22 protein-coding genes and 1 tRNA gene are annotated in these 24,664 nt (G+C 72.9%); 9 read left to right on the forward strand and 14 right to left on the reverse strand.

Annotation, left to right across the window (positions count from 1 at the left end):
- Positions 1 to 10 precede the first annotated feature (10 nt).
- Positions 11 to 625: a DUF501 domain-containing protein gene (locus ACI3EY_RS04030; RefSeq protein ID WP_405039494.1), complete on the forward strand. Its 615-nt coding sequence runs from the start codon at positions 11 to 13 to the stop codon at positions 623 to 625.
- A complete protein-coding gene (locus tag ACI3EY_RS04035) occupies positions 622 to 1,584 on the forward strand; it encodes a Ppx/GppA phosphatase family protein (protein ID WP_405039495.1) in 963 nt (320 codons plus the stop codon). Before ACI3EY_RS04030 ends, ACI3EY_RS04035 begins: the two co-directional genes overlap by 4 nt.
- Positions 1,585 to 1,616: 32 nt before the next feature.
- Here ACI3EY_RS04035 and ACI3EY_RS04040 read toward each other — a convergent pair whose 3' ends face one another.
- From ACI3EY_RS04040 to ACI3EY_RS04050, 3 genes are all read right to left on the reverse strand, one after another.
- On the reverse strand, positions 1,617 to 2,435 hold the full coding sequence (locus tag ACI3EY_RS04040) for a uracil-DNA glycosylase (RefSeq protein WP_405039496.1): 819 nt from the start codon (positions 2,433 to 2,435) through the stop codon (positions 1,617 to 1,619).
- 17 nt (positions 2,436 to 2,452) lie between these two features.
- A tRNA-Leu gene (locus ACI3EY_RS04045) sits at positions 2,453 to 2,529 on the reverse strand.
- Between the two features lie 28 nt (positions 2,530 to 2,557).
- Positions 2,558 to 5,077: a M14 family zinc carboxypeptidase gene (locus ACI3EY_RS04050; RefSeq protein WP_405039497.1), complete on the reverse strand. Its 2,520-nt coding sequence runs from the start codon at positions 5,075 to 5,077 to the stop codon at positions 2,558 to 2,560.
- A 175-nt stretch (positions 5,078 to 5,252) separates the two neighbouring features.
- On the opposite strand from ACI3EY_RS04050, the gene ACI3EY_RS04055 reads away from it, so the two are divergent.
- The gene (locus ACI3EY_RS04055) at positions 5,253 to 6,128 is read left to right on the forward strand and encodes a Bax inhibitor-1/YccA family protein (protein WP_405039498.1); all 876 of its coding nucleotides are present in this window, start codon (positions 5,253 to 5,255) and stop codon (positions 6,126 to 6,128) included.
- Position 6,129: 1 nt separating this feature from the next.
- Positions 6,130 to 6,558 (forward strand): hypothetical protein, encoded by a 429-nt coding sequence (locus tag ACI3EY_RS04060; protein ID WP_405039499.1) that lies wholly within the window; start codon positions 6,130 to 6,132, stop codon positions 6,556 to 6,558.
- A 162-nt stretch (positions 6,559 to 6,720) separates the two neighbouring features.
- On the opposite strand, the gene ACI3EY_RS04065 is transcribed toward ACI3EY_RS04060, so the two are convergent.
- From ACI3EY_RS04065 to ACI3EY_RS04085, 5 genes are all read right to left on the reverse strand, one after another.
- A complete protein-coding gene (locus ACI3EY_RS04065) occupies positions 6,721 to 7,686 on the reverse strand; it encodes a DUF808 domain-containing protein (protein ID WP_405039500.1) in 966 nt (321 codons plus the stop codon).
- Between the two features lie 190 nt (positions 7,687 to 7,876).
- Entirely contained in the window at positions 7,877 to 9,100 is a 1,224-nt protein-coding gene (locus ACI3EY_RS04070) for an acetyl-CoA C-acetyltransferase (RefSeq protein WP_405039501.1), read from the reverse strand.
- A 35-nt stretch (positions 9,101 to 9,135) separates the two neighbouring features.
- Positions 9,136 to 10,125: an NAD-dependent epimerase/dehydratase family protein gene (locus ACI3EY_RS04075; RefSeq protein ID WP_405039502.1), complete on the reverse strand. Its 990-nt coding sequence runs from the start codon at positions 10,123 to 10,125 to the stop codon at positions 9,136 to 9,138.
- On the reverse strand, positions 10,125 to 12,866 hold the full coding sequence (locus ACI3EY_RS04080; protein WP_405039503.1) for an alpha/beta fold hydrolase: 2,742 nt from the start codon (positions 12,864 to 12,866) through the stop codon (positions 10,125 to 10,127). The genes ACI3EY_RS04075 and ACI3EY_RS04080 overlap by 1 nt, the downstream gene beginning before the upstream one ends.
- Positions 12,867 to 12,878: 12 nt before the next feature.
- The gene (locus ACI3EY_RS04085; protein ID WP_405039548.1) at positions 12,879 to 13,901 is read right to left on the reverse strand and encodes a 3-oxoacyl-ACP synthase III; all 1,023 of its coding nucleotides are present in this window, start codon (positions 13,899 to 13,901) and stop codon (positions 12,879 to 12,881) included.
- 148 nt (positions 13,902 to 14,049) lie between these two features.
- On the opposite strand from ACI3EY_RS04085, the gene ACI3EY_RS04090 reads away from it, so the two are divergent.
- On the forward strand, positions 14,050 to 14,949 hold the full coding sequence (locus ACI3EY_RS04090) for a hypothetical protein (protein ID WP_405035854.1): 900 nt from the start codon (positions 14,050 to 14,052) through the stop codon (positions 14,947 to 14,949).
- A 204-nt stretch (positions 14,950 to 15,153) separates the two neighbouring features.
- The gene (locus ACI3EY_RS04095; protein ID WP_405039504.1) at positions 15,154 to 15,474 is read left to right on the forward strand and encodes a hypothetical protein; all 321 of its coding nucleotides are present in this window, start codon (positions 15,154 to 15,156) and stop codon (positions 15,472 to 15,474) included.
- Between the two features lie 12 nt (positions 15,475 to 15,486).
- On the opposite strand, the gene ACI3EY_RS04100 is transcribed toward ACI3EY_RS04095, so the two are convergent.
- The 5 genes from ACI3EY_RS04100 to msrA form a co-directional block, all read right to left on the reverse strand.
- Positions 15,487 to 18,180: a CDP-glycerol glycerophosphotransferase family protein gene (locus tag ACI3EY_RS04100; protein ID WP_405039505.1), complete on the reverse strand. Its 2,694-nt coding sequence runs from the start codon at positions 18,178 to 18,180 to the stop codon at positions 15,487 to 15,489.
- Positions 18,180 to 19,514: a Gfo/Idh/MocA family oxidoreductase gene (locus ACI3EY_RS04105; RefSeq protein ID WP_405035857.1), complete on the reverse strand. Its 1,335-nt coding sequence runs from the start codon at positions 19,512 to 19,514 to the stop codon at positions 18,180 to 18,182. The genes ACI3EY_RS04100 and ACI3EY_RS04105 overlap by 1 nt, the downstream gene beginning before the upstream one ends.
- A 49-nt stretch (positions 19,515 to 19,563) precedes the next feature.
- The gene (locus tag ACI3EY_RS04110; RefSeq protein WP_405039506.1) at positions 19,564 to 20,448 is read right to left on the reverse strand and encodes a glycosyltransferase family 2 protein; all 885 of its coding nucleotides are present in this window, start codon (positions 20,446 to 20,448) and stop codon (positions 19,564 to 19,566) included.
- A complete protein-coding gene (locus ACI3EY_RS04115; protein ID WP_405035859.1) occupies positions 20,445 to 21,290 on the reverse strand; it encodes a CDP-alcohol phosphatidyltransferase family protein in 846 nt (281 codons plus the stop codon). The genes ACI3EY_RS04110 and ACI3EY_RS04115 overlap by 4 nt, the downstream gene beginning before the upstream one ends.
- A 64-nt stretch (positions 21,291 to 21,354) precedes the next feature.
- Positions 21,355 to 22,023 (reverse strand): peptide-methionine (S)-S-oxide reductase MsrA, encoded by a 669-nt coding sequence (gene msrA, locus ACI3EY_RS04120; protein ID WP_405039507.1) that lies wholly within the window; start codon positions 22,021 to 22,023, stop codon positions 21,355 to 21,357.
- A gap of 234 nt (positions 22,024 to 22,257) precedes the next feature.
- Between msrA and greA the strand changes: the two genes are divergently transcribed.
- Entirely contained in the window at positions 22,258 to 22,749 is a 492-nt protein-coding gene (gene greA, locus ACI3EY_RS04125; protein ID WP_405035861.1) for a transcription elongation factor GreA, read from the forward strand.
- Between the two features lie 36 nt (positions 22,750 to 22,785).
- Here the strand turns inward: greA and ACI3EY_RS04130 are convergent, their stop codons facing one another.
- Entirely contained in the window at positions 22,786 to 23,229 is a 444-nt protein-coding gene (locus tag ACI3EY_RS04130; RefSeq protein ID WP_405035870.1) for a DUF4307 domain-containing protein, read from the reverse strand.
- Positions 23,230 to 23,363: 134 nt separating this feature from the next.
- Here ACI3EY_RS04130 and mca point away from each other — a divergent pair, with 134 nt between their 5' ends.
- Both mca and ACI3EY_RS04140 read left to right on the forward strand, forming a co-directional pair.
- Entirely contained in the window at positions 23,364 to 24,437 is a 1,074-nt protein-coding gene (mca, locus tag ACI3EY_RS04135; RefSeq protein WP_405035871.1) for a mycothiol conjugate amidase Mca, read from the forward strand.
- On the forward strand, positions 24,434 to 24,655 hold the full coding sequence (locus ACI3EY_RS04140) for a hypothetical protein (RefSeq protein ID WP_405035872.1): 222 nt from the start codon (positions 24,434 to 24,436) through the stop codon (positions 24,653 to 24,655). Before mca ends, ACI3EY_RS04140 begins: the two co-directional genes overlap by 4 nt.
- The last annotated feature ends 9 nt before the right edge of the window (positions 24,656 to 24,664 follow it).

Here is a 24,664-nt window from a genome sequence, read left to right on the forward strand (position 1 = left end):
AGACGGAGACATGACGGAACTCGATCGCACCACGCTCGAGGAGAGCCCCACCCCGGAGGACCTCGAGACCATCCGACGCCAGCTGGGCCGTGAGCCCCGAGGCGTGATCTCGATCTCCCACCGCTGCCCGTGCGGATGCCCCACCGTGGTCCGCACCGAGCCGCGGCTGCCGGACGGGACGCCCTTCCCGACCAGCTTCTACGCCACCTGCCCCCGGCTGACCGGCGCCATCTCCACCCTGGAGAGCGACGGCCTGATGAAGCAGATGTCCAAGCGGCTCACCGCCGAGGACAGCCTGCGCTGGGAGTACGCCCAGGCCCACGACGACTACCTGCGCCGCCGCGAGGAGCTCGCCCACGTGCCGGAGATCGCCGGCATCAGCGCCGGCGGGATGCCGAACCGGGTGAAGTGCCTGCACGTGCTGGTGGCCCACAGCCTGGCGGCCGGGCCGGGCGTGAACCCGCTGGGTGACGAGGCGATCACCGCGCTCCCCGACTGGTGGGAGGGTGGCTGCTGCAGCGAGCCGGAGCTCGTGCAGGAGTCGCGCGGCAACACCTGCCCCAAGCACCACCCCATCGACCGGATCGACGAGCCCGCCCAGGGCGACGGCGAGGCCACCGCATGAGGCGGGTCGGCGCCGTCGACTGCGGCACCAACTCGATCCGGCTGCTCATCGCCGACCTGGACGTCGGCCCCGACGGTCTGCCCCGGCTGACCCAGGTCGAGCGGGACATGCGGATCGTGCGCCTCGGCGAGGGGATCGACGCCACCGGCGCGATCAGCGACGCGGCGATGGCCCGTACCCTGAGCGCCGCCGGGGAGTATGCCGCCCGCTGCCGGGAGGCCGGCTGCACCTCGGTCCGGTTCGTGGCCACCTCCGCGTCCCGGGACGCCTCCAACGCGCAGCAGTTCGTGGACGGGGTCCGGGCCGCCTTCGGCGACCTGGACGTGGCGCCCGAGGTCGTCACCGGGGACGAGGAGGCGGCTCTGTCCTTCGCCGGGGCCACCGGCGCCCTGCGGGCGGCGTCGGCACCCGGCCCGTTCCTGGTCGTCGACATCGGCGGTGGCTCCACCGAGTTCGTGCTCGGGGACGACGCGGGCACCGGGGTGGCGGCGGCCCGGTCGGTCGACATCGGCTGCGTCCGGCTGACCGAGCGGCACCTGCACGACGACCCGCCGGGGGAGGACCAGGTCTGGGCGGCGCTGTCGGACATCGTCCGTGGCATCGACGAGGCGGCCGCAACGGTGGACCTGTCCCGGGTCGGCACGCTGGTCGGGCTCGCCGGCTCGGTGACCACGGTGACTGCGCACGCGCTGGAGCTGCCGGCATACCTGCCCGAGCGGATCCACGGCGCGAGCCTGCCGGTGGAGCAGGTCATCGACACCTGCACCGACCTGCTGCTCAGCCCCCGGTCGCGGCGGCGGACGCTGCCGTTCATGCACGAGGGGCGGGTCGACGTGATCGGCGCCGGGGCCCTGGTCTGGCGAACCGTCGTGCAGCGGGTCGCGCACGACGCCGGGATCACCGGGGTGCGCGCCTCCGAGACCGACATCCTGGACGGCATCGCGCTCTCCCAGGCCTGAGACGGGCCGGGTCAGGCCTGAGCCACACACACTCAGAGGCGGGCGACGACCTCGTCCAGCATCGGCTCCGTCAGCCGCCCGGTGAAGGTGTTCTGCTGGCTCACGTGGTAGCTGCCGAGCAGCCGCACCCGGCGCCCCGCCGCGGTGACCAGGTCCACCTGCGCCCCGTGGCCGAAGCGCGGCCGGGGCCGGGGGACCTGCCACCCGGACGCCCGGGCCGCCGCCAGGAACGCGTCCCAGCCGATCCCACCCAGCGCGAGCACCGAGCGCAGCGACGGCTCCACCAGCGCCAGCTCCCGCTCCAGCCAGGTGCTGCAGGTCGCCTTCTCCGCGGTCGTCGGGGCGTTGCCGGGCGGCGCGCAGTGCACCGCGGCGGTGATCCGGACGCCGGTCAGCGCCATCCCGTCGCCGGCGTGCCGGGACGAGGCCTGGGAGGCGTAGCCCGCGCGGTGCAGGGCGGCGTAGATCCAGTCCCCGGAGCGGTCCCCGGTGAAGATGCGGCCGGTGCGGTTCGCCCCGTGCGCGGCCGGCGCCAGGCCGACCACCAGCACCGCCGGGGCCGGGTCCCCGAAGCCCGCGGCGGGACGGCCCCAGTAGGGCTGGTCGGCGAAGGCGGACCTGCGGGTGTGCGCGACCTCCTCGCGCCAGCCGACCAGGCGGGGGCAGGCGCCGCAGACGCTCACCCGCGCGTCCAGCTCGGCCAGGTCGCGGGCACCCGCGGCGGACCGGCGGACACCTGCCGAGGTCCTGGCCACCCGGGTACCGGCCGGGGCCGGGTCACCCGGCCAACCGGCGCCGGGCCGGACCGGGGAGTCGAACGGCTCCCCGGTGATCGGGTGCGGGTCAGGCATACCGGCCCTCCTGGTCCTGGTGCCCCCGGCGGGACTCGAACCCGCACTGTGCCCATTTTAAGTGGGCTGCCTCTGCCGGTTGGGCTACGGGGGCGGGCACCTGAGGAGTCTAGGCAGCCGTGTCAGCCGGTGGGTCCACCGGCCGCGCCGACCCACATCAGGGCGCGGGCGACCAGGGCGTACTGACCCTTCGGGTGGGCGCGGAAGAGCGGCTCGGAGCCGAAGAGCACCGCCCGGGAGCCGTCGACCTCACCGCTGACCACCAGCGCCTGGCCGGCGGCGTCCTCGGGACCGCCCTCACCCTCGGTGTCGGGGCGCCAGTGCCCGCTGACCAGCGGGCCCTCGGCCAGACGCTGGTCGACCCGCACCTGCTCGCCCAGGTCGGTGAACCACAGCGGGGAGTAGACGAAGGAGTGCCGGGTGGCCGCTGAGGCGACCGGGCTCCCCGGGTTGCTGTCCAGCCGGACCACACCGTTGGCGTCGCCCCGACCGCTCTCGGTGCCGACGTCCAGCAGCTCGAGCGCGTCGTTGAGGGCGACCCCGCGGGTGCCGCGTCCGACGATCCCGCCGCCGTCCGCCACGAAGCCCTGCAGCTCTTCGCGGGCGTCCTCGTCCAGGTCACGCCAGGACAGGCCGGAGGAGACGTAGAGCGCGTCCAGCCCGGAGAGCTCGAGGCCCTCGTTGAGGTCGTCGGTGCCGACCGGTTGCACGGTCAGGCCCATCTCCTCCAGGGCGAAGCGCTCCTCGGCGGTGCCGGCCACCCCGACCACCCGGTCGCCGGGGTCGAGCATCGTGCCGGTGGCCTGCTCGGGGGCCGCGGCGAGCTGCACGCCGTAGGTGTCCGCGGCGTTGCCGGCGGCCCACGGGTAGGCGGCGGGGACCAGGACGGTGCCGTCCTCGAGCAGCTCGACCGGCACCCCCTGCTCCAGCAGCGTGCTCAGGGCCTGCACGTCGGCGGGGTCCTCCATCTGCAGCAGCCAGCCGGTGTCGCTGTCGGCGAGGTCGCCGGTCGGGTCGGTCCGGGTGACCGGGGTGCCGACCACCCGCAGCGGGTCGCCGTCGGGCACGGTGTCCACGTCGGCGCCCCAGAGCAGGGCGTGGCTCCAGCCGGAGATGTCGTACATCGCGTCCACCCGGTCGGACAGGTCGCTGCCGCGGCCCAGCAGGGTGTTGGCCATCCCGCGCTTGGCCTGGTGCAGGTCGACGACGTAGCTGCCGCTGGGGTAGCTGCGGCCGGCGATGGTGCTGTCCCGGCGCAGCTGGGTCACCTCGACGTCGTTGGCGAGCAGGTGGTCCACCAGGCGGGCGGCGGCCGGGGCGGAGCGCTGCGACGCGCCGACCGGGATGACGTAGGCGCGCGGGTAGTCGGTGGTCCAGACGTCCTCGGGTCCGATGACGTCGAACAGGCCGTCCTCGACCGGTCTCTGCCGCTCCCCGTCCACGCCGCGGCGGAAGATCTCGATCTGGTCGGCGAGGAGCGCGTCGTGGTGCTCGGCGGCATACCCCAGGGTGGCGAGGATGCTCGCCTCCGCGATGTCGGTGTTGATCGCCGCGCGACGCTGCAGCTCGGCCTCGGGGAGCTCGTAGGAGGCGTTGTTGACCCGCAGCGGCAGCTCGATGGTATGCGCGACCGCACCGTGCAGGGCCGCGTACTGGGGGGTGAAGATCGGCGGCCAGTCGTCCCAGCCCTCCTCCCAGTCCCGCAGCGGGACCTGCACCGGGCGCACCCCGTCCTCGTCCTCGTCGAGCCCGAGGTCGGCGATCGCCTCCTCGATGCCCAGGGCGTTCGGGTACGCGTGCTTCACGAAGAGGTCGTACTCGTAGTTCTCGCCGTGCGGCGGTGTGGTCGGCTCGACCAGGGTGCCGTTCACGTAGCCGTGCAGGTCCAGCATCAGCACCGGCTGGGTCCCGACCAGGGTGTCGCGCAGGGCCAGGGTCTCCGGCTGGCTGGCGGTGACCATGTCCCGGTTGAGGTCGAAGCCGGCGCTGTTGCGGCGGGTGTTGTCGTGCCGTCCGTCGGGGTTGGCGGAGATGACCAGGTGGATGCGGGAGGTCTCCAGCAGGTCCGTGACGGCGGGGTCCTCGCTGCCGGCGTAGTCCTCCACCAGCCGCAGCGCCGCGTCGGTGCCCTCGAACTCGTTGCCGTGGATGTTGCTGTTGACCAGGACGGGCAGCTTGTAGGAGCGGGCCAGCCCCTGGTCCCGGGCGGCCTGGGCGGGGCGCTCGGTGATCCGGTCACGCATCCGGCTCTGCCGGCGGACCTCGGCCTCGCTCTCCGGCGCGGTGAGGGTGACCAGCACGAGGTCCCTGCCGGCCCCGGTGGTGCCGATGACCTCGGCGGAGACCCGGTCCGAGTCCGCCATCGCCGCGTTCAGCCGGCGGGAGATGTCGTGGTACGGGGTCGCGCCGAGCCGCAGCGCCGCGTCCGTCTCGTCCACGGGGGGCTCGGGCAGCGGGTCCTGACGGGGGTAGGCGGCCTCCGAGGTGGACGGGAGCGCCGGCTGCAGCGGGGTGGTCCGCGAGAGGGCCGCGGCGGGGTGCGCCCCGGCGGAGGCGGTGGGCGTGCCGAGCACCGTGGCGCCGGTCGGCAGCGCCAGCGCCAGCGCTGCGGTGAGCGTCACGGTCCGCCGGGGGTACGCCATACCTCTCCTCTGTGCACGATGAAGTCCGCAGGTCAGGGTACCGGTTGCCGCTGCGGAGGGGCCACCCTTGTGGATGAGTCGGTATGCCGGAATCCTTGGCGGGGTCTGCACGTTTATCCTGGTGAGACAGACATCGTGGCCGCTCGGTCACGGTGCCGCACGACTTGGAGGATCCATGGCCATGAATCCGGCCTTCAGCCGCATCGACAGGGAAGCAGCCCAGGGCGGGTATGCCGGCTTCGGCCAGCAGCAGCCCCAGCCGCACGGGTACGCCGCCCCGCAGGGCTCCCCGGCGTTCCCCGCCGGCCCGAGCGAGACCATGTCCGAGCAGCAGCTGCAGGACATGTACAACCAGGCGTCCGCCGGCCCGGTGGACACCGGTCGACTGACCCTGGACGACGTGGTGATGAAGTCGCTGATGCTCTTCGGCATCGTGCTCGCCGTCACCGTCGGGACCTGGCTGTTCGTGGGCGAGCAGCCCGGGATCGCGATGCCGGTCTGGCTGCTCGGGATGTTCGGCTCACTGGGCCTGAGCTTCGCCATCGGCTTCAGCAAGAAGGTCAACGTCGGCCTCATCCTCACCCACGCGGTGCTGCAGGGCCTGTTCCTGGGCGCCGTGAGCGTCACCTTCAACTCCATGTTCCCCGGTGTCGTGGCCACCGCGGTGGTCGCCACCATGGCGACCTTCGCCGGCATGTTCATCGGCTGGAAGCTGGGCTTCATCCGGGTCACCAGCAAGTCGCGCCGGATCTTCGGCATGGTCGCCATGGGTTACCTGGTGTTCATGCTCGTCAACGTCGGCGCCTCGTTCCTGGGCTTCGGCGACGGCTGGGGCATCTACGGCGGTGAGTGGGGTTGGTTGATCGCGCTGCTGGGTGTGGCGCTGGCGTCCTACTCGCTGGCGGTGGACTTCGACTCGGTGGACCGCGCGGTCAGCGGCGGCGCCCCGGAGAAGTACTCCTGGCTGCTGGGCCACGGCCTGATCGCCAGCCTGGTGTGGCTCTACATCGAGTTCCTGCGGCTCTTCGCGATCCTGCAGAGCAGCGACTGAGATGACCGGCGCTGGACCGGGTGCCGCAGGTGGAGACACCGCCGCGGCCCTGGTCCAGACCGAGCTGGAGCGCGTGGTCCGACGGTGGCAGCAGCTGCCGCTGGACCACGCGCTCTCTGCTGTCCCGGGGGTGCGCCTGGTGGTGCAGGAGCTCGCCGACCGGGTGGCCGCGGCGCAGGGGCTGCCGTGCACGCAGGTGCCGGACCTGGGGCCGGCCGTCCTGATGGACCAGCTGCAGGTGATGGCCTACGACTGGCAGGCCGCCGGGCTGCCGGCACAGGGCGAGGGGAGCCTGGGGGAGCAGGCACACGGGGGATCGGGGGACGAGGAGCAGGAGGACGGAGATCCCGACGGCGGGGACTTCGGAGAAGAGGACTGCGGAGAGGGCCTGGCAGAACGGCTCACGGCGCTGCGCCGTTCCCTCCCCTGACCGAGCGTCTTGGCGTGCCCATCCGGGCGTCCCGGTATGCCGGTCCGAGCGTCCCGGTATGCCGGTCTGAGCGTCCCGGTATGCCGGTCCGGCCGTATCGGAGTGCCGGTCCGAGCGTCCCGGTATGCCGAGCCGAGCGTCTCGGCGTGCACATCCGGACGCTCAGTGTGCGCCCACCGCGGCGTCGTCCCCACGCCGGACGCGCTGCACGAGGGTGACGGCCCCGACCACCACGAGCCCGATGACCAGCCCCAGGATCGCGGAGAACAGGGTGTTCGTCAGCCAGGCCAGGGCCCCGCCGACGGCGGGGATCCAGCCCGTGACGAGCTCCTCCGCGTGGTGCACGAAGTCGTAGATCGGGTGGAAGCCCAGCTCGTCGATGCCGACCAGCATGATGTGCCCGCCGACCCACAGCATGGCCACGACGCCGACGGTGGAGAGCACGGTGAGGACCACCGGCATACCCTTGACCAGCCCGCGGCCCAGACGCTGCGTGGTCGCGGACTCGCGACCCGCGAGGTGCAGCCCCACGTCGTCCATCTTGACGATGAGCGCGACCACGCCGTAGACCAGCGCCGTGATCCCGATGGCCACCACGAAGAGGATGACCGCGCGTGAGACGAAGCTCTCGGCCGCCACCTCGCGCAGCGCGATCACCATGATCTCGGCGGAGAGGATGAAGTCGGTGCGGATGGCCCCCTTGACCATCTTGTTCTCCTGCTCGGGGCCTTGCTCGACCACCGGGGTCTCCGCCTCGGCGTCGTGGTGACCCACCCCGAACCACTCCAGCACCTTGTGTGCACCCTCGTAACAGAGGTATGCCCCGCCCAGCATGAGCAGCGGCGTCACCACCCACGGCAGGAACTGGCTCAGCAGCAAGATCGCCGGCAGGATGAAGAGCAGTTTGTTGCGTATCGACCCGATCGCGATCTTGCGGATGATCGGCAGCTCCCGCTTCGGGTCGAACCCGGTCACATAACGCGGCGTGACGGCTGCGTCGTCGACCACCACGCCGGCGGCCTTGGCGCTCGCCCTACCGGCTGCGGCGGCGACGTCGTCCACGGACGCGGCAGCGACCCGGGCGATCGCCGCGATGTCGTCGAGCAGAGCAGCAAGACCAGCGGCCATCAAGGCACCTCACGTGACAGGGGGATCGACCGCGTCAGATTACTCCTCCGAGCCGGGTATGCCGTCCCACCCGCGCCCGGTCGAGCACGACGAGACGCTCCGTCAGGCATACCGGGACACCCGGACCGGCACGACGAGACGTCCGGTCGGGCATACCGGGACGCTTGGTCCGGCACGACGAGACGCTCGGTCAGGAGAGGCGCTCGATCACCATCGCCATTCCCTGCCCGCCACCGACGCACATGGTCTCCAGCCCGTACTGCCCGTCGTGCGTCTGCAGGGCGTTGATCAACGTGGTCGAGATGCGGGCCCCGGTGCTGCCGAACGGGTGCCCCAGGGCGATCGCACCGCCGTGCACGTTGAGCTTGTCCTCGTCCATCCCCAGCGCGTCCGAGGAGCCCAGCACCTGCACGGCGAAGGCCTCGTTGATCTCGTAGAGGTCCATGTCCCCGATGCCCATCCCGGCGCGGGCCAGCGCCTGCCGGGACGCCTCGACGGGGCCCAGGCCCATCACCTCGGGCGAGAGCGCGGAGACCCCGGTGGACACGATCCGGGCCAGCGGCGTCAGCCCCAGCTGCTGGGCCCGGGTGTCGCTCATCACGACGAGCGCGGCGGCACCGTCGTTGAGCGGGCAGCAGTTGCCCGCGGTCACCGTCCCGTCCTCGCGGAACACCGGCTGCAGCTGGCTCACCTTCTCCAGGGTCACCCCCGCGCGCGGACCGTCGTCGGTGCTGACGACCGTCCCGTCCGCCAATGTCACCGGCGCGATCTCCCGCGCGAAGACACCGTCGGTGATGGCCTTCTCGGCGCGGTTCTGGCTGCGCACGCCCCACTCGTCCTGCCGCTGCCGGGAGATCCCCAGCGAGGTGGCGACGTTCTCCGCGGTCTGCCCCATCGCGACGTAGACGTCCGGCAGCAGGCCCTCGTCCCGGGGGTCGGTCCACCCGCGGTTCTCCGCGGCGATCGCCTCGGTCCGCGCGACCGCGTCGGCGAACAGCGGGTTGCGCCAGGACTCCTTGCCGCCACCGGCGCCGGTGAAGTCTGCATACCTCGAGACGCACTCGACCCCGGCGCTGATGAAGATCTCGCCCTCACCGGCGCGGATCGCGTGGAAGGCCTGCCGGGTGGTCTGCACCGAGCTGGCGCAGAAGCGGTTGACGGTCGCCCCGGGCAGCTCGTCCAGGCCGAGCAGCACGCTCACCACCCTGGCCATGTTGAAGCCGTGCTCGCCCCAGGGCTCCGCGCACCCCAGGTACAGGTCCTCCACGTCCGTGGGGTCGAGGCCGGGGACCTGCTCCAGCGCGGCCCGGATCACCCCGGCGGCCAGGTCGTCGGGTCGGACGGTGGTCAGCGAACCCTTGAACGCACGCCCGATCGGGGTGCGGGCGGCAGCGACGATGACGGCCTCGGCCATGGTGTCCTCCTTGACGGCAGCGGTATGCCCGGAGTCTAGGACGAGCTCGCGTCGGCCAGTCGACGCAGCCCCTCGTCCAGGCTCACCTCCGGGGTCCAGCCCAGCACCGCACGGGTCCGTCGCTGGTCGAACCAGTGCGCGGTGGAGAGCTGCTCGGCCAGGAACCGGGTCATCGGCGGCTGGGTGATCGCCGGGACCCCGGGCAGCCGCTCGGACAGGGCGACCGCACCCTCGACCACGGCGCCCAGCCCCCAGGCGAGCGGCACCGGCAGGTGCAGCCGCGGTTCGGGAGCACCGACGGCACGGCAGATGGCGCCGATGAGCTCGCCGATCGGGCGCGGCTCACCGTTGGTGACCACGAGGGCCTCGCCCCGGGCCACGTCGATCCGCTCCAGCGCCGCGACGATCGCCGCGGCCGCGTTGTCCACGTAGGTGGTGTCCACCATGGCCGTCCCGGAGCCGACCAGCGCCAGCCGGCCCTGCCTGGCCCGCTCGGCGATGCGGCCGACCAGCTGGGTGTCCCCAGGGCCCCAGACCAGGTGCGGGCGCACGGCGGTCACCGCCAGGTCGTCCCGGTCGGCCTCCAGCGCGAAGAGCTCGGCCGCGGCCTTGGTCCGGGCGTAGGAGCCGCGGGCGTGCATGGGGGTGGCCGTCCCCGCCCCCGCGCCGGTGAGGGAGCTGCCGGTGTGCGCGACCGAGGGCGAGCTGACCTGCACCAGCGAGCCGCCACCCTGGGCGCGCAGGGCCTCGATCACCCGCCGGGTGCCGCGCACGTTGACGTCCACGAAGTCGCGCCAGGGCCCGACCACGTCCACTTTGGCCGCGAGGTGCACGACGGCGTCCTGACCACGCACCGCCCGCTGGACCGCCTCGGGGTCCCGGACGTCACCGAGCGTCTCGCGGTGCCGTCCGCCGGCGGTGCGGCGCTGCATCACGGTCACCTCCCAGCCGCGGGTGGCCAGCAGGTCGGCGACCGCGCCGCCGAGCATGCCGCTGGCCCCGGTGACGAGCACCCGGCCTGCCATCAGCGGCTCCTGGTCCGGGGCGCCTGCCGACCGGTCAGCCCCCGCAGCAGGCCACCGGCACGCTCCCGCGCGCCACGTCCGTGCAGCACGCCCTCGGCCCATCGGGCCAGGGCCGTGCGGTCGACCTTGCTGGCGTGCCGCACGTCCACCGGTAACCAGTCCCGCACCAGCACCGCCGCGACCGGGGTCGGGACCTCCGCAGCCTCCCGTGCCGCCGCGGCCAGGTCCGCCGGTGCCAGCGCACCGGCTCCGGGCGCCGCCCCGCGCAGCCGGGTCGACCAGCCGCCGCGGGCCTCCGGGACCAGCACCAGCACCACCAGTCGCGCCCCGGCCGGCCCGATGCCGACCGCGGCGACGTCGGCCACCCCGGGCAGGCGACGCACCCGGTTCTCCACCGGGTACGGCGTCAGCGGGCCGTCCGCGGTGTCGATGACGTGTGCCAGGCGCCCCTGCACCCAGAGCCGACCGTCACCGTCCAGCTGGCCGACGTCTCCGGTGCGGTGCCAGCCGGCCGGTCGTTCGCTGCGCGCCTGGGCGGCCCACTGCCGGTCGTAGCGGTCCTTGACGTGCGGTCCGCGCACCACGATCTCCCCGACCACGCCCGGGGACGGTGCGGACCCCAGGTCCTGCGCCGGTATGCCGTCCGCGCCCAGCGGCGCGATGCGGACCTGCACGCCGGGCAGCGGCTGCCCCACGCAGACGCCCTCCCCGCTGCGCCGGTCCTCCTCGGTGAGCCCGGTCGGGTCCAGGCTGGCCACCGGCAGCGCCTCGGTCATCCCGTACGGGGTCTGGGTCTCCGCTGCGGTGAGCACCTCGCGCACCTGGTGCAGCAGCTCCACCGGGACCGGTGCCCCCGCCGACAGCACCAGTCGGGGTCCGGCCAGTACGGTGCGCTGTCCGGGGGTGAGCGAGGGCGCCGTCGCGGCCACGTTGCGCAGGGCCGCCGGGGCCGCGAAGACCATGCTCGCGTCGACCGCGGCCACGGCCTCGGCGAGGGCGGCGGCGGTCAGGGTGTGCGGGGCGGTGACGTCCATGTCGGGGACGGCGCTGGGCAGCCCGAGGGCCGGGCCGTAGAGCGCGAACGGGGCGAAGGCGGCCACGAACCGCTCGCCGGGCCCGAAGCCGAAGGCGGTGCGCAGCAGACCGACCTGGGCGGCCAGCCGCTGCCGGGTGTAGACCACGCCCTTGGGTGGCCCGGTGGCCCCGGAGGTGAAGAGGACGGCGCCGTCGGCGCTCTCCGACAGGCTCTGCGGGTCGGGCAGCGGTGCCCCGTCGTCGGCCCCCTGTGCGGCCAGCTCGTCGACGGCGGCGCCGTCGGGCTCCACCCGGATGCGGGTGCCGGGGACGCGGGTGAGTGCGGCCAGCGCCAGCGCCGACGGGATCCCGATGACGTGCCGCGGCCCGGCGCTGCGCAGGGCTGCTCCCAGCCGCCCCAGCCCGAGGCCGGCGTCTGCGACCACGACGACGGCACCCAGCCGCCACACGGCATACACGACGGTGGTGAGGTCGATCCCGGGGGGGACGAGGACGGCGACCCGGTCCCCGGGCTGCACACCGCGCGCCGCGAGGCCACGCGCCACGTCGTCGACGCGGGTGGCGAGCTCACCGAAGGTGATCCTGCGGCCGGCGCCGGAGAGCTCGACGACGGCCACCTCCTCCGGGCGGCGGACGTCGACATGGATCGGGACCTCGTCGACCGGCGTCTCACTGTCCTGCGCCTCGCCGGCAGGCGTCACGTCGGTCACGTCACCGGGAGCGACGGTGCGCTGCAACCAGTCCCAGATCACCCCCACCCCTTCCGGCGCGTCCTCCAGGACCAGGTGCGAGGCGCTCTCGTAGCGCTGCACGTCCGCCTGCGGCAGGCGGGTGAGCAGGTCTTCCAGGTAGCGGGAGGAGAAGACCGGGTCGCGCGGTCCCCAGACCATCAGCGCCGGTACGTCGCGCAGGCCGTCCAGTCCCTCGGCGACGGCGTCCAGGGCGGGCCGGCTGGGATGGGTGGCCTCGAAGGGGATGTCCCGGACGAAGTCGGCGACCGCGGCGCGGCGGGTGGCCGTGCGGTAGGGCGACGCGAAGGCGGCGCGCACCTCGCGCGGCAGCGGCGGCAACGACAGGGCGGTGGTCGCCCGGACGAAGGCGGGGGTCCGCTGGCACACCTGCGCCAGCAGGCCGGGGGCCCGGGCGAGGCGGATCACCGGGGGCGGGGCGTGCTCGGCCGGCTGGTGGACCGCCGTGTTGGTGAGCACCACCCCGGCGAGCTGCGTCCGGTGGCGCTGCGCCCAGCCGAGGCTGACCGGGCCGCCCCAGTCGTGCGCCAGCGTCACCACCGGACCGGTGAGTCCCAGGGCGTCGGTCAGGCCGCCCAGGTCCTCGATCCGCTGACCCAGGTTGCGGGCCCGGCCGGGCCGCTCGGACCAGCCCATCCCGAGCTGGTCGACGGCGACCACCCGCCACCCGGGGGGCGCCTGGGCGATCACCCGGCGCCACAGGTAGGACCAGGTCGGGTTGCCGTGGACGGCGAGCACCGTGGTGTGCGCCTGCTCGCCGCGTTCCTCCAACGCCGGACCGTTGTCCAGCACGTGCCAGCGCCGGGTCAGGCCCTCGGCGTCCCTCGCCAGGACGACGCGGGACCACCCGCGCTCGAGGCCGGGCAGCGTCCCTGCCGGGAGCCCGACCTGGTGCTGCGTCTGCGCCCGGGCCGGGTCGTGGATCCGGTGGTTCGCGGGCTGCTTGCTGCTGGACACGCGGCCCTCAGCTCACCATTCGATCTCGAGGCAGGTCATGTTGAGCCCGGAGCCGATCCCCATCATCAGGACCCGGTCCCCGCGGGTCAGGGAGTCCGCCTCCTTGGCCAGGGTGATGGCGACGGCGGCGGGACCCACGTTGCCGTAGGTGGGGAAGGTGAGCGGGATCCGCGACTGGTCCAGACCGAGCGCCTCGGCGGTCCTGCTGGTATGCACCCGCGAGACCTGGTGGACGATGTACCGGTCCATGTCGTCCCAGTCGAACTCCTCGGCCGCGTCCTGCCAGAGGGTGGTGGCCAGACCGACCCCGGCCACCAGCAGGCCCTGGGCGTCGGTCCGCATCTCGGTGAAGTCGCCGACGCACAGCTCGTGGTGCTCGGTGGCCGCACGGGTCACCCCGCCCACCACACGGTGGCCCTGCGGGTGCTCGCTGGCCCGTCCGAGCAGCATCGCGGCCGCTCCCGAGCCCAGGGTCAGCGTGGCGAACTGGGAGAGGATGTCCTCTGCGGTGGAGTCGTCGGCCGCGAGCCGCTCCAGGGTGCGCTCCTGCGGGGATCGCGAGCCCTCCCCGCAGACCACCAGGGCGTAGTCGATCTGCCCGGCGTCGATCATCGTGGCCGCCAGCTGCATCCCGTTGACGAAGCCCAGGCAGGCGTTGGTGAGGTCGAAGTTCAGGCACGCGGACGGCAGACCCAGGTCATGGTGGATCGACACGGCGATCGAGGGCTCGAGGTGCTCGCGGCTCACCGAGGTGTTGATCAGCAGCCCGACCGAACCTGCGTCCACCCCGGCCTGCTGCAGCGCCGCCCGGGCCGCCTCGACGGCTCCGTCGACGAACGTCTGGTCCTCGCCCCACCAGCGCCGTTCCTCGATGCCGGCCAGCTGTGCCAGCATGCCCGGCCGCAGACCGTTGCGCCGGTAGGAGTCACCGATCACCTCGTCGAACTCGGCCGAGGTCTTCACCACGGGGGCGTCGACGGCGGTGACGGAGAGCACAGCGGTGTCGCGGTGCCGGAAGGTGGCGTTGCCGTTCAAGGGGGCCTCGGTCTGACTCAAGGGGTGACGGGACAGACGACCATTCGACCACAGCGGGGCCGAGTCGGAAGAATGGACCGATCCCCTGTGTCACGATGGGCATACCGTCGACGGCCCCGGCCGGGCCGCTGGGAAGAGGGAGAGACCGATGACGACGACTCGTAGGCGCCTGGGCGCACTGGTCACCGCGGGGGTGCTGGGTCTGGGGCTCAGCGCGTGCGGAGGGGGCGACGAGACCGGGGACGACCCGGGCACCTCGAGTGCCGCCGAGGACACGCAGGAGGCGGTGGAGGACACCGCGGCCGAGACCAGCGAGGCCCCCGCCGCCGATGACGACGCCGCGACCACCTCGGCAGCAGAGGAGGACCCCGGTGCCGCCGCCGGCGAGGGCGAGGAGGTGCCGATCGAGGAGTTCCTGGCCATGCTGCAGGAGCCGGGCGAGGAGACCCTGGCGAGCTACACGATGACGATGGCGATGCAGGCCGAGGGCGAGGACATCGAGGCCCAGGGGGCGGTCGACCTCAGCGGCGACCAGCCCGCCATGAACATGACCATGACGATGGCCGAGCTGGGCGAGATCGAGATGATCACGGTGGGCGGGGACATCTTCCTGGCGATGCCGGGCGTCACCCCTGAGGGCATGTACATGCAGGCCTCGGAGGAGATGCTGGGGGAGGCCGGGGCGCTGGACGAGCTGGACGTGAGCTCCCAGTGGGAGGCCTGGGAGCAGGGTGCGCAGGAGGTCCGGTTCCTCGGGGACGAGGATCTGGACGGCACCGAGCTCGGCCACTACCAGGTCACCGTGGACCCCGCCGCGGCGGCGGAGGCGATGGGTCAGGACGCGGAGGCCCTGAGCGGGACGGACACGATCGTCTACGACGTGTGGCTGGACCAGGACAACCTCATGCGCCAGCTCTCCTTCGACCTGGAGGGCGTCATGGTGGAGATGTCGATGGACGACTGGGGCCAGGACCAGAGCATCGAGGCCCCCGCCGCCGACCAGGTGATGGAGATGGACGAGATGCCGGGGTCCGGCAGCGACGGCTGAGCCCGCACGGCACGACGCCCGGAGGGGCCGCGACCAGCACGGTCGCGGCCCCTCCGGCGTCGTCCGGGGGACCGGGGCCCGACGCCGCGGTGAACGGGCCGTGAACCTTCCCCGATCGGGGCGGATCCGGCCCCCGGCACCCTCCACGCCGCGTCAGACTGGGACGGCACGCACGTCGACGTCCCACCCGGAAGGACCAGCCTCATGTCATCAGGATGGGTGCCGGTACGGATGATCCGGTGGCCGGCCCAGCAGCAGGACCGGGCGCGCTGCGTGGAGCGGGGCATCCCGCACGTCGTGCTGGTCGAGGACGGCAGCCTTCCTCCCGAGCTGGCCCCGGCCTCGGTGGTGCTCTTCGAGCCGGTGTCCGAGATCAGCCTGCGGCGGGCGGTGGACGACCTGGCGTGGGGTGGGAGCGCTCCGGCGGTCGCGCCGCCGGCCAAGGGGGTCCCGCCGGTCCCGGGAACGGTCGGACCGTCGCGCCGCAACCGCTCGCTGGTGGGGATCGTCGCCGCGATGCTCTGAGAGGCCGGCGGGTCAGGGCCCGTCGGTGCTTTCGAGACCTTCGAGCAGGCGGGCGACGACGCGGTCGGCGCTGTGCCCGTCGTCGAGGGTGTTGAACCGCTCGACCCAGCGCGCGTAGCGCCCGGCGTAGGGCGCAGGGTCGTCCATCGCCCGGATGGCCGCGACCACCTGCTGCTGGGTGGCGACCACGGGACCCGGCGCGTGCTCCTCCAGGTCGAAGTAGACGCCACGGATGTCGTCCCGGTAGGCGTCCAGGTCGGGGACGTAGAAGATCATCGGCCGTCGGGTCACGGAGAAGTCGAACATCACCGAGGAGTAGTCGGTGATCATCGCGTCGGCCGCCAGGAAGAGCTCGGTGATGCTCGGGTAGGTGGTCACGTCGATCACCCCGGCCTGGCGCACGCTCGCCCCGTGGCCCACCGTGCGGGAGTGCCCGCGCAGCAGGACTACGTAGTCGTCGCCGAGCTCCTCGGTGAGGCGGTGCAGGTCGAGGAAGACGACCAGGCCGGCGGCGTTGTCCCGCCAGGTCGGGGCGTACAGCACCGCCCTCTGCTCGGGACGGATGCCGAGGGCGGCGCGGACCGCCTCCCCGGACCCCTGCACCAGCGCGTCGTTGCGTGGGTAGCCCTCCTCGTAGAAGGTCCCCGTCCAGCCGTAGGCGCTGCGGAGGATCTCGGTGCTGTGTGCGTTCTGGCTGAGCAGGACGTCCCACTTGTCGCGCTCGGTCTCCAGCGCCTGGCGGGTCGAGGCACCGACGTTCGGGCGGTCCAGCCCGATCCGTTTGAACATGGAGCCGTGCCAGGTCTGCAGCACCGTCTGGAACGGCTGCGGGACGAACCGGCGACGCAGCCAGTCGTTGACGACCACGTAGCGGGAACGGGCCCGGGCGTCGAACCAGGCCTGGGTGCCCTCGACCACCGCCACCGCCCCCGGAGGGACCGGGACCGAGATGTCGGCGACGCCCCAGTACCGGGTCCAGTCCGGGTGGTCGCGGGCGAGCACCCGGTCGATGGCGTAGGGGTTGCAGGTGGCCAGCCGGCCGTAGAAGCTCTCCAGGTAGACCGAACGCTGCGGCGCGTGCTCGCCCTCGAGGTAGGCCCGGTCCATCCGACGCTGGTGGAAGGACCCGAGCTCGTGCTCGCCGCGGGTCAGCCCGACCCGCAGCACCAGGGCCCGGCCCTTGCCGATCTCCAGCCGCATCCGGGCCTGCGGGACGTCCAGCTTCTCCGGGGTGCGGGCGACCACGGCGGGGCTGGACATCATCCGCACCGAACCGCCGGCGGGGTCGGTGGCCCGCAGCGTGTAGGTGCCGGTGCGGGGGAGCTGCTCGGGGCCGCCCCACTGGCTGCGGAGCAGCTCGACGCTCGCCGTCCAGGTGCCGTCGGGGTGCAGGACCGCCTGAGCCGGCAGCTCCTGGCGCCGCCCCCGAAGGGTCATCTCGACGGCGTCCAGGGTGCCGCCCCAGGTGCCCCCGAGCTCCAGCCGCGGTGCCTCGCCCGGCTCCAGCCGGACCTCGGTGACGACCAGCCGCGAGGAGGTGTCGCTGAGGTAGAGCAGGCCGCCTCCGCCGGCATAGGCCATCAGCCCCGACCCGGTGCTCTGCACCGGGTCGCCCTGGCCCAGCGCGGTGGCGACCCGGTGCTCGGACCCGTCGGCGTCGGTGAGCACCACCCGGTAGGTCTGGGCCACCAGCTGCTGACCGAGACGCTCCTGCACGGTGGCGGCCGACCGCTCGTCCCCGCCCTGCTCCGAGCCCACCTCCTCGATCGCGTCCTCGCTCTCGTCGCCGAGGCGTCGTCCCCGGTCCAGGGCGCTCTCCTCGGTCTCGGCCTCCAGCTCCTCGGCGGCCTGGGTGACCACCCAGGTCTCGGGGACGTCGGCGTCCAGCCGCACCGTGCCCGCCGCTGTCCGTTCCATCCGGAGCGGGCGCCGGGCCTGGCGCGAGACGAGCTCCGCACGCACCGGCGCGAGCCCGCGCAGGCCCACGTCCAGCTGCACGTGGCGCCGGTCGAGCCGCAGGCCGGTGGCCAGCGCGGTCGGCACCTTGCGCGCGAAGAAGAGACCCCGCCGGCGACGCCAGCTCGGGACCAGCTGGACACCGGAGGCGTCGGTCCCGGCCCCGAGCACCCGGGCCGACCCGCGCCGGTGCCGGTACTTCAGCGTCCCCGACCGGGTCCGTCCGTCCGCCCCGGTGACCTCGACGTGCACCTGCCACTTCTCCGGCGAGGGGTCGGCGACCAGCGGAGCGAGGTCGAAGGTTGCCACGAAGCCGGTGTTGGCGTAGTCGAACTCCGCCCGGGTGGCGAACCCGTTGATCTCCATCTCGGAGACGGTGCGCACCTGCGCCTGGACACGCAGCCGGGACCCCGGACGCCGCAGGAACACCCGGAACCGTGGCGGGGTGGGGTAGCCGTAGCCGCGCTCGTAGGCCCAGCCGGTGATCTCGTACCGGTTGTCCGCGAGCCAGCGGGCACGCCACAGGGTCGCCACCCAGCCCACCTGGCGACGGGTGAGCGTGTTGATGCCGCGGCGGGCGGCCTGCCGCCCCACCTGGTATGCCCGGCGCCGGCGCGGGCTGTCCGAGGACGACACGGCGGTCAGCTGGCGGCGCAGCTCCTTGCGGGCCCGCAGCGCGAGCACGTCGGCGCTCTCGGTGAGCAGCAACCGGGCCCGGGTGAGGGCGCGGGGCGTGATGGGGCGGGCCATCAGGAGAACGTCCGGGCCTGGGTCCGTGCGCGCTCGATGATGTCGGCGATCGCCACCGACTCCCGGGCGCGCAGCTTGTAGGACTCGGGGCTGTGGTTGCGGATCAGCCACGCGAACTCGGCAAGCTCGTACCGGAGCCCGTCCCCGTCGAACTTGTAGTAGTACTTCTTGTTGTTGCGCGAGTCCTCGAACCGGGCCTCGAAGTACTCCGTCTTCCACCACGGTGCCGGGACGTGGAGGTAGCCTTCGCTGCCGGCGACGACCAGGTCGCCCTCGGCCTTGACCCCGAGACCGGTGCGTGCCGTCGCCTCCCCGTGCGCGAACTCCACGGTGATGCGGGAGTAGACCTCGACCTCCGAACCCTCCGGGCGCAGCGAGCTGGCGGCGACGTGGGTGACGTCGGTACCGAGCAGCTTGACCACGGCCACCAGCGGGTAGCTGGCCAGCTCAGAGATGCTGCCACCGGCCGGCGGATGCAGCTCCCGCCCCTCGTCGACCAGCTTGGTGAAGGTGGCGTCGACCGAGCGCACCTGGCCGATGGCACCGCTGCGGGCCACTGCCACCATCCGTTGGAATCCCGGGGCGAAAGCCGTCTTGATCGCCTCCATCAGGACCAGCTCGCGCTCCCCGGCGAGCGCGAACAGGCGCTCCGTCTCGTCCCGGGTCAGCGTCATCGGCTTCTCGCAGAGCACGTGCACCCCGGCCTCCAGGGCCCGCCGCGCATACCCCTCGTGCGTCTCGTGCGGGGTCGCCACATAGACCGCGTCGACCGACTCGAGCAGGCTGTCGTAGTCCTCGAAGGCCTGGTCCAGCTCGTGCTCGCGGGTGAACTCCTGCGCCGTGCGGAACGTCCGGTTGTGCACCCCCTCGACGCTGACCCCGCTGACGAACCTGGCCTCCTGGACGAAGCGGTGCGCGATCCGCCCGGCCCCCACCAGGCCGAGCTTGATGACGCCGGCCTCGTTGCGCAGCTGGGTGCTGGAGATCCCGGTGGTGCGGTCCAGGTAGGTGACCTCGCAGTAGTCGCCGAGGTAGTCGAACTTGCCCACCCAGTCCGAGCCGATGGCGAAGACGTCGACCTTGTGCTTCTGGATGTCCTGGACCTTCTGGCCCTCGAACTCCTCGATGATGATCTTGTCCGCGAGGCCGCTCTCCTCGACGTTCTTGATCCTGGTCATCAGGCTCTGCTGGACGTTGAGCTTGCCCCGTGCGTCGTCGTAGTTCTCCGTGGTGACCCCCACGATGAGGTAGTCGCCGAGGGCCCTGGCTCGCTCGAGCAGACGACGATGCCCCTCGTGGAACAGGTCGAACGTCCCGTAGGTGATGACTCGCACTGGGTGGTTCCTCCTTCTGTGGGTACGGCGGATTATGCCCGGCAGCGGCTCAGATGATCAGCAGCCGGCCGTGCCGCGCCATCGTCGCGACGTCCCGCCAGCGCAGCCGACGACGGTCCTCGTCCGGCTCCCACGGGTCGGAGGACCACCCGTGCCGCCAGCCGGCCCACCAGGAGCCGAGGCCCTCCGGGCGACGCACGGAGCGCGCCAGCTGCACCCCCGTCCAGCTGCCGACGTAGGCCCAGCTCAGCGGCCAGGGCAGGTTGCGGCGGGCCAGCCAGACCCGGTTGCGGGCGTTCTTGAAGTAGTAGTCGGGGTGCCGGCGCGGGTCGACCACCGGGTGCCCGGTCCGTAGCGAGGGCACGTACCGGACCCGGAACCCGGCGGCCCACACCCGCCAGGCCAGCTCGATGCCCTCGTGCGCGTAGAAGAAGATGCCGGGCCATCCGCCGGTGGCCGCGAAGGCGTCCCGTCGCATCGCCACCGTCATCTCGACCACGCTGAAGACGTCCGACTCGGCGTGCCGGTGCCCGGCCCCGAGCCGGGGGATCCACCGGCCGGGGGTGGGGTCCAGGGACGTGGGGTCCTCCACGAGGGGCTGGATCAGCCCCACCTCGGGGTGTTCGCGCAGGTAGGTCGCGGCCCGGGCCAGCACGTCGTCGTCGATCAGCCAGGCGTCGTCGTCCAGGAAGAAGAGGAACTCACCGTCGACGTGCGGCACCCCCGCGTTGCGCCCGGCGGGGATGCCGACGTTCGTGGGCAGGGCCAGCGTCTTCACGTCGTCCGGCAGCCCGACGGGGACCCAGGCGTTGCCGACGACCACGACGTCCAGGTCGACGCCCTGCTGGCGCTGCAGCGACTCCAGCCCCCGGGTCAGCTCCGACGGGCGACGCCCCTGGGTGAGGACCACCACCGCGAAGCTGGGGCGGCTCACGACGCGTCCTCCCGGGCGAGCCGGGGGGACGAGAGGATCGCCAGCGCGTGGCCCACCGTCACCGGGACGATGAGCACGGTCATCACCACGAGCTGGACCCGGGCTGCGGCGAGCTCCTCGCCCAGCAGCAGGCCGAGCACGGCGACCGCCAGCGTGACCAACGTCATCTCGATGGAGTGGAACATCCGGTGCAGCGGCAGCAGGCCCGCGACCCGACGCACCCGACCGAGCAGGGTGCGGGGAGGGACCGCCCGGGAGGCGGCGGTGTCCGGCAGGGGTCCGAGACCGGCGGACGCCCGGGAGGCGTGCACCATCTCGTTCAGGGCCTTGTTCAGGACCAGGACCGCGGCCAGCAGGGCGCCGAGGAAGGCATACCGCCACCAGGTGGCGGGGTCCTGCTCCTGACCGGCCACGATCCCGGCGGCGCGCCAGCCGAGGACCAGCGCGATCGCGCCCTCGACGGTGTAGTGCCCGACCTTGTCCAGGAAGACGCCCACCGGACCGGACAGGCCCTTCCAGCGGGCCACCTCGCCGTCCGAGCAGTCCAGCAGCATCTGCAGCTGGGCGAGCAGCGCGCCGAGCAGGGCACCCCACAGGCCGGGGAGCAGCAACGCCCCGGCGGCGGCCCAGCCGGCGACCATCATCAGCACCGTCACGCCGTTCGCGGTGACGGGGGTCGGGATCAACAGCCGGGTGAGGTGGGGGGAGAGCCGGCGCAGGTAGAGATCACCTGTCCAGTGCTCCGCGCTCCCACGGGCCAGCACCTCCGGGGGCTGCCCCACGGCGCGGACCTGCGCCAGCGAGGGTCGGCCGGGACGGCGGGAGCTGGTGGTGTCGCCCAAGCTCGCCCCTGTCCTCGACCGGATCTGACTGGCAGGAGTCTAGGGGGTGAACAGCAGGGGTCGGTCAGTCCGGCGGCGCGATGGAGGTCTGAGAGGGCAGCTGGTCCTGGGCCAGCAGCCCGACCGGGCAGGTGTACCCGTTCGGGCCGTGGTTGCAGTAGCCACCCGGGTTCTTGTGCAGGTACTGCTGGTGGAACGCCTCCGCGTAGTAGAACGGACCGGCCTGCTCGGCGGGCAGCATCTCGGTCACGATCGGGGGATGGCCGGCCTCGGCGAGCACCGTGCCGAAGGCCTCCCGGGTGGCGCGGGCGGCCTGCTCCTGCTCCGGGGTCGTCCAGTAGATCGCCGACCGGTACTGGGTCCCACGGTCGTTCCCCTGCCGGTCCCGGGTGGTCGGGTCGTGGTTCTCCCAGAAGGCGGCCAGCAGCCGCTCGGGGTCGGTGCGGGACCGGTCGTAGGCGATCAGGACCGCCTCGGTATGCCCGGTCAGTCCGGTGCACACCTCCTGGTACGTCGGGTTCGGGGTGCTGCCGCCCTGGTACCCGGCGGCCGTGGAGACCACGCCCGGCAGCGACCAGAAGATCCGTTCGGCACCCCAGAAGCAGCCCATCGCGACCGTCATCAGCTCGGTGCCCTCGGGCCACGGGGCGTGCATCGAGGTGCCGAGCACCACGTGCTCGCGCGGGATGTCAGGCAGCGGGTCGGGCCGTCCGGACAGGGTGTGGGTGCGCATACCTTCGATTCTCCCACGCCCCGCCGCGAGCGGCCGGACCGGGCGGGGAGGGGCCCGCCCGGCCCGATGGGGTCGACTCCCGCGCGGCCGCGGGCTAAACTGGAGGTTCGACGCAACGGTCCGGGCCCTGGTGCCCGGACCTTGTCTATGGGGCAGAGAACACCCTCATGCCCATGATCGCGTGCCGGCGGCCGGGAAGGCCCTGGCCACACGATGCACCACAAGGAGAGCGACGTGACCGAGACCGCAGCAGCCAGCTACCTGACCCAGGAAGCCCACGACAGGCTCCAGGCCGAGCTGTCCCAGCTCAAGGGTGAGGGACGCTCCGAGATCAGCGGACGCATCGAGGCCGCCCGCGAGGAGGGCGACCTGAAGGAGAACGGCGGCTACCACGCGGCCAAGGAGGAGCAGGGCAAGATGGAGGCCCGGATCCGCCAGCTCGAGCACCTGCTGCAGAACGCGGTGGTCGGCTCCTCCCCCAAGGACGACGGCATCGTCGAGCCCGGCATGGTCGTCACCGTCGAGATGTTCGAGGAGACCGAGACCTTCCTGCTGGGCTCGCGCGAGATCATCGCCGACGACAGCGACCTGGTCGTCTACAGCGAGCGCTCCCCGCTCGGCGCGGCCCTGCTCAACGCCAAGACCGGTGACACGGTGAGCTACGAGGCCCCGAACGGCAGCACCGTCGAGGTGAAGGTCGTCAAGGCCGTGCCCTACCAGGCCTGAGCCGACCCTTCGACGGTCCCCGAGGCGCCCCGCAGCTCAGCTGCGGGGCGCCTCGTCGGCATACCAGCACTGGTCGACGTAGCCGGTGATCGCGGGGGAGGCGGTGCTGACGCCGACGATGTGGCGGCTGGGTGAGGACTCGGTGGGCTCGACGTCCACCTCGGTCCTGCCCACCACCACGTGCGTCTCCGCCTGCGCCTCGATCCGGCAGGTCACCGCCCGGGCAGGGTCCCGCCGCAGGTCGAAGCGGACCTCCACCTCGGTGTCCGAGACCACCTGGTGACCGGTGTAGACCCAGTGCACCCGGCCGTGCGTGGCCGACACCCCCCAGACCACCGCCAGCGCGCTCATCACCAGGACGGCCGCGACGCCGATCACCCACCAGCGACGGCTGCCGGTGCGGGGGGTCGCCTCGGCCTCCGCCTCGATCTCGTCCCAGTCCGGGCTCCGGCCCTCGTCCGAGGTCCCTGGTGCGGTCACGTGCGCCTCGCCTTCCGGGCGGTGAGAGAATAGGTCGGTGCCGCAGGACGGCACGTCACCCATTGTCCGGCACGCGCCGGCCGGCCTCGTGCCGGGGCGCGTCGCCGACGCAGCAGCGAGGAAGGACGAGCGCGATGGCACGTACGGGAACCGGGCTGCGCCTGATGGCGGTGCACGCCCACCCCGACGACGAGTCGAGCAAGGGAGCCGCGACGAGCGCGCACTACGTGGCGCAGGGCGTCGAGGTGAGCGTGGTCTCCTGCACGGGCGGGGAGCGCGGGGACGTGCTCAACGAGAGGCTCAAGGACGACCCGCACATCCTGCGCGACATCTCGCAGGTGCGCCGGGACGAGATGGCGCTCGCCGCCTCCATCCTGGGGATCCGGCACATCTGGCTCGGGTTCGTCGACTCCGGTCTGCCGGAGGGGGACCCGCTGCCACCGCTGCCCGAGGGGTGCTTCGCCCTGGAGCCGCTGGAGGTCAGTACCGAGGCCCTGGTCCGGGTCATCCGGGAGGTGCGTCCGCACGTGCTGACGACCTACGACGAGAACGGCGGCTACCCGCACCCCGACCACGTGATGACCCACACGGTGACGATGGCCGCCTTCGAGGCGGCCGGGGACCCGGACGCGTTCCCGCACGCCGGCGAGCCGTGGCAGCCGCTCAAGGTCTACTACAACGGGTGGGCGCCGGAGCGGATGATCAGGCTGGACGAGGCGATGGAGGCGGCCGGGCTCGAGCAGCCGTTCGCCGACTGGCGCAAGCACCTGGGCCGTCGCCCCCGCCGGGTCATCACGACCCGCGTCCCCTGCGCCGACCACTTCGGCGCCCGGGACGACGCGCTGCGCGCGCACGCGACCCAGGTCGACCCGGACGGGCACTGGTTCCGGGTGCCGATGGAGATCCAGCGCCGGGTCTGGCCGCACGAGGACTTCGAGCTGGCCCGATCGCTGGTCCCGGTGGACGTCCCCGAGGACGACCTCTTCGCCGGGCTGCGTGAGCTCGAGGTCGACGAGCTGGACCGTCGCTGCACCCGGGTCCACCCCCGCGACGAAGGGGGCGAGCTGGTGCTGGAGCACCGCGGTGAGCCGCCGCTGCCGCCCCTGGAGCCCGAGGAGGCCGGTGCGCCCACAGGTGTGCCGGTCGACGACGACGCCGACGGTGACGGGGTGGACGACGTCCGACGCCAGGAAGGTCACGAGGAGTGAATGCCACCGGGGTGGAGGTCACCGCAGGGCTGGGCGGCTTCCTGGTCGTCTTCGCCCTGGCGCTCGCGGTCTGGTTCCTGGGGCGCGACCTGACCCGCCGGCTGCGGCGGATGCGGCGGGCCGAGGACCGGCGGCTGGAGCAGGAGGCCGCCCTGCGCCGCACCCGCGAGGAGGGGCGTCCGGCCGACGGCTCCGACGAGGGTGACCCGATCGGCTGAGCAGCGGCC

The sequence above is a fragment of the Serinicoccus shuyuelongi genome (assembly GCF_045032955.1).
Classification (GTDB): domain Bacteria; phylum Actinomycetota; class Actinomycetes; order Actinomycetales; family Dermatophilaceae; genus Ornithinicoccus.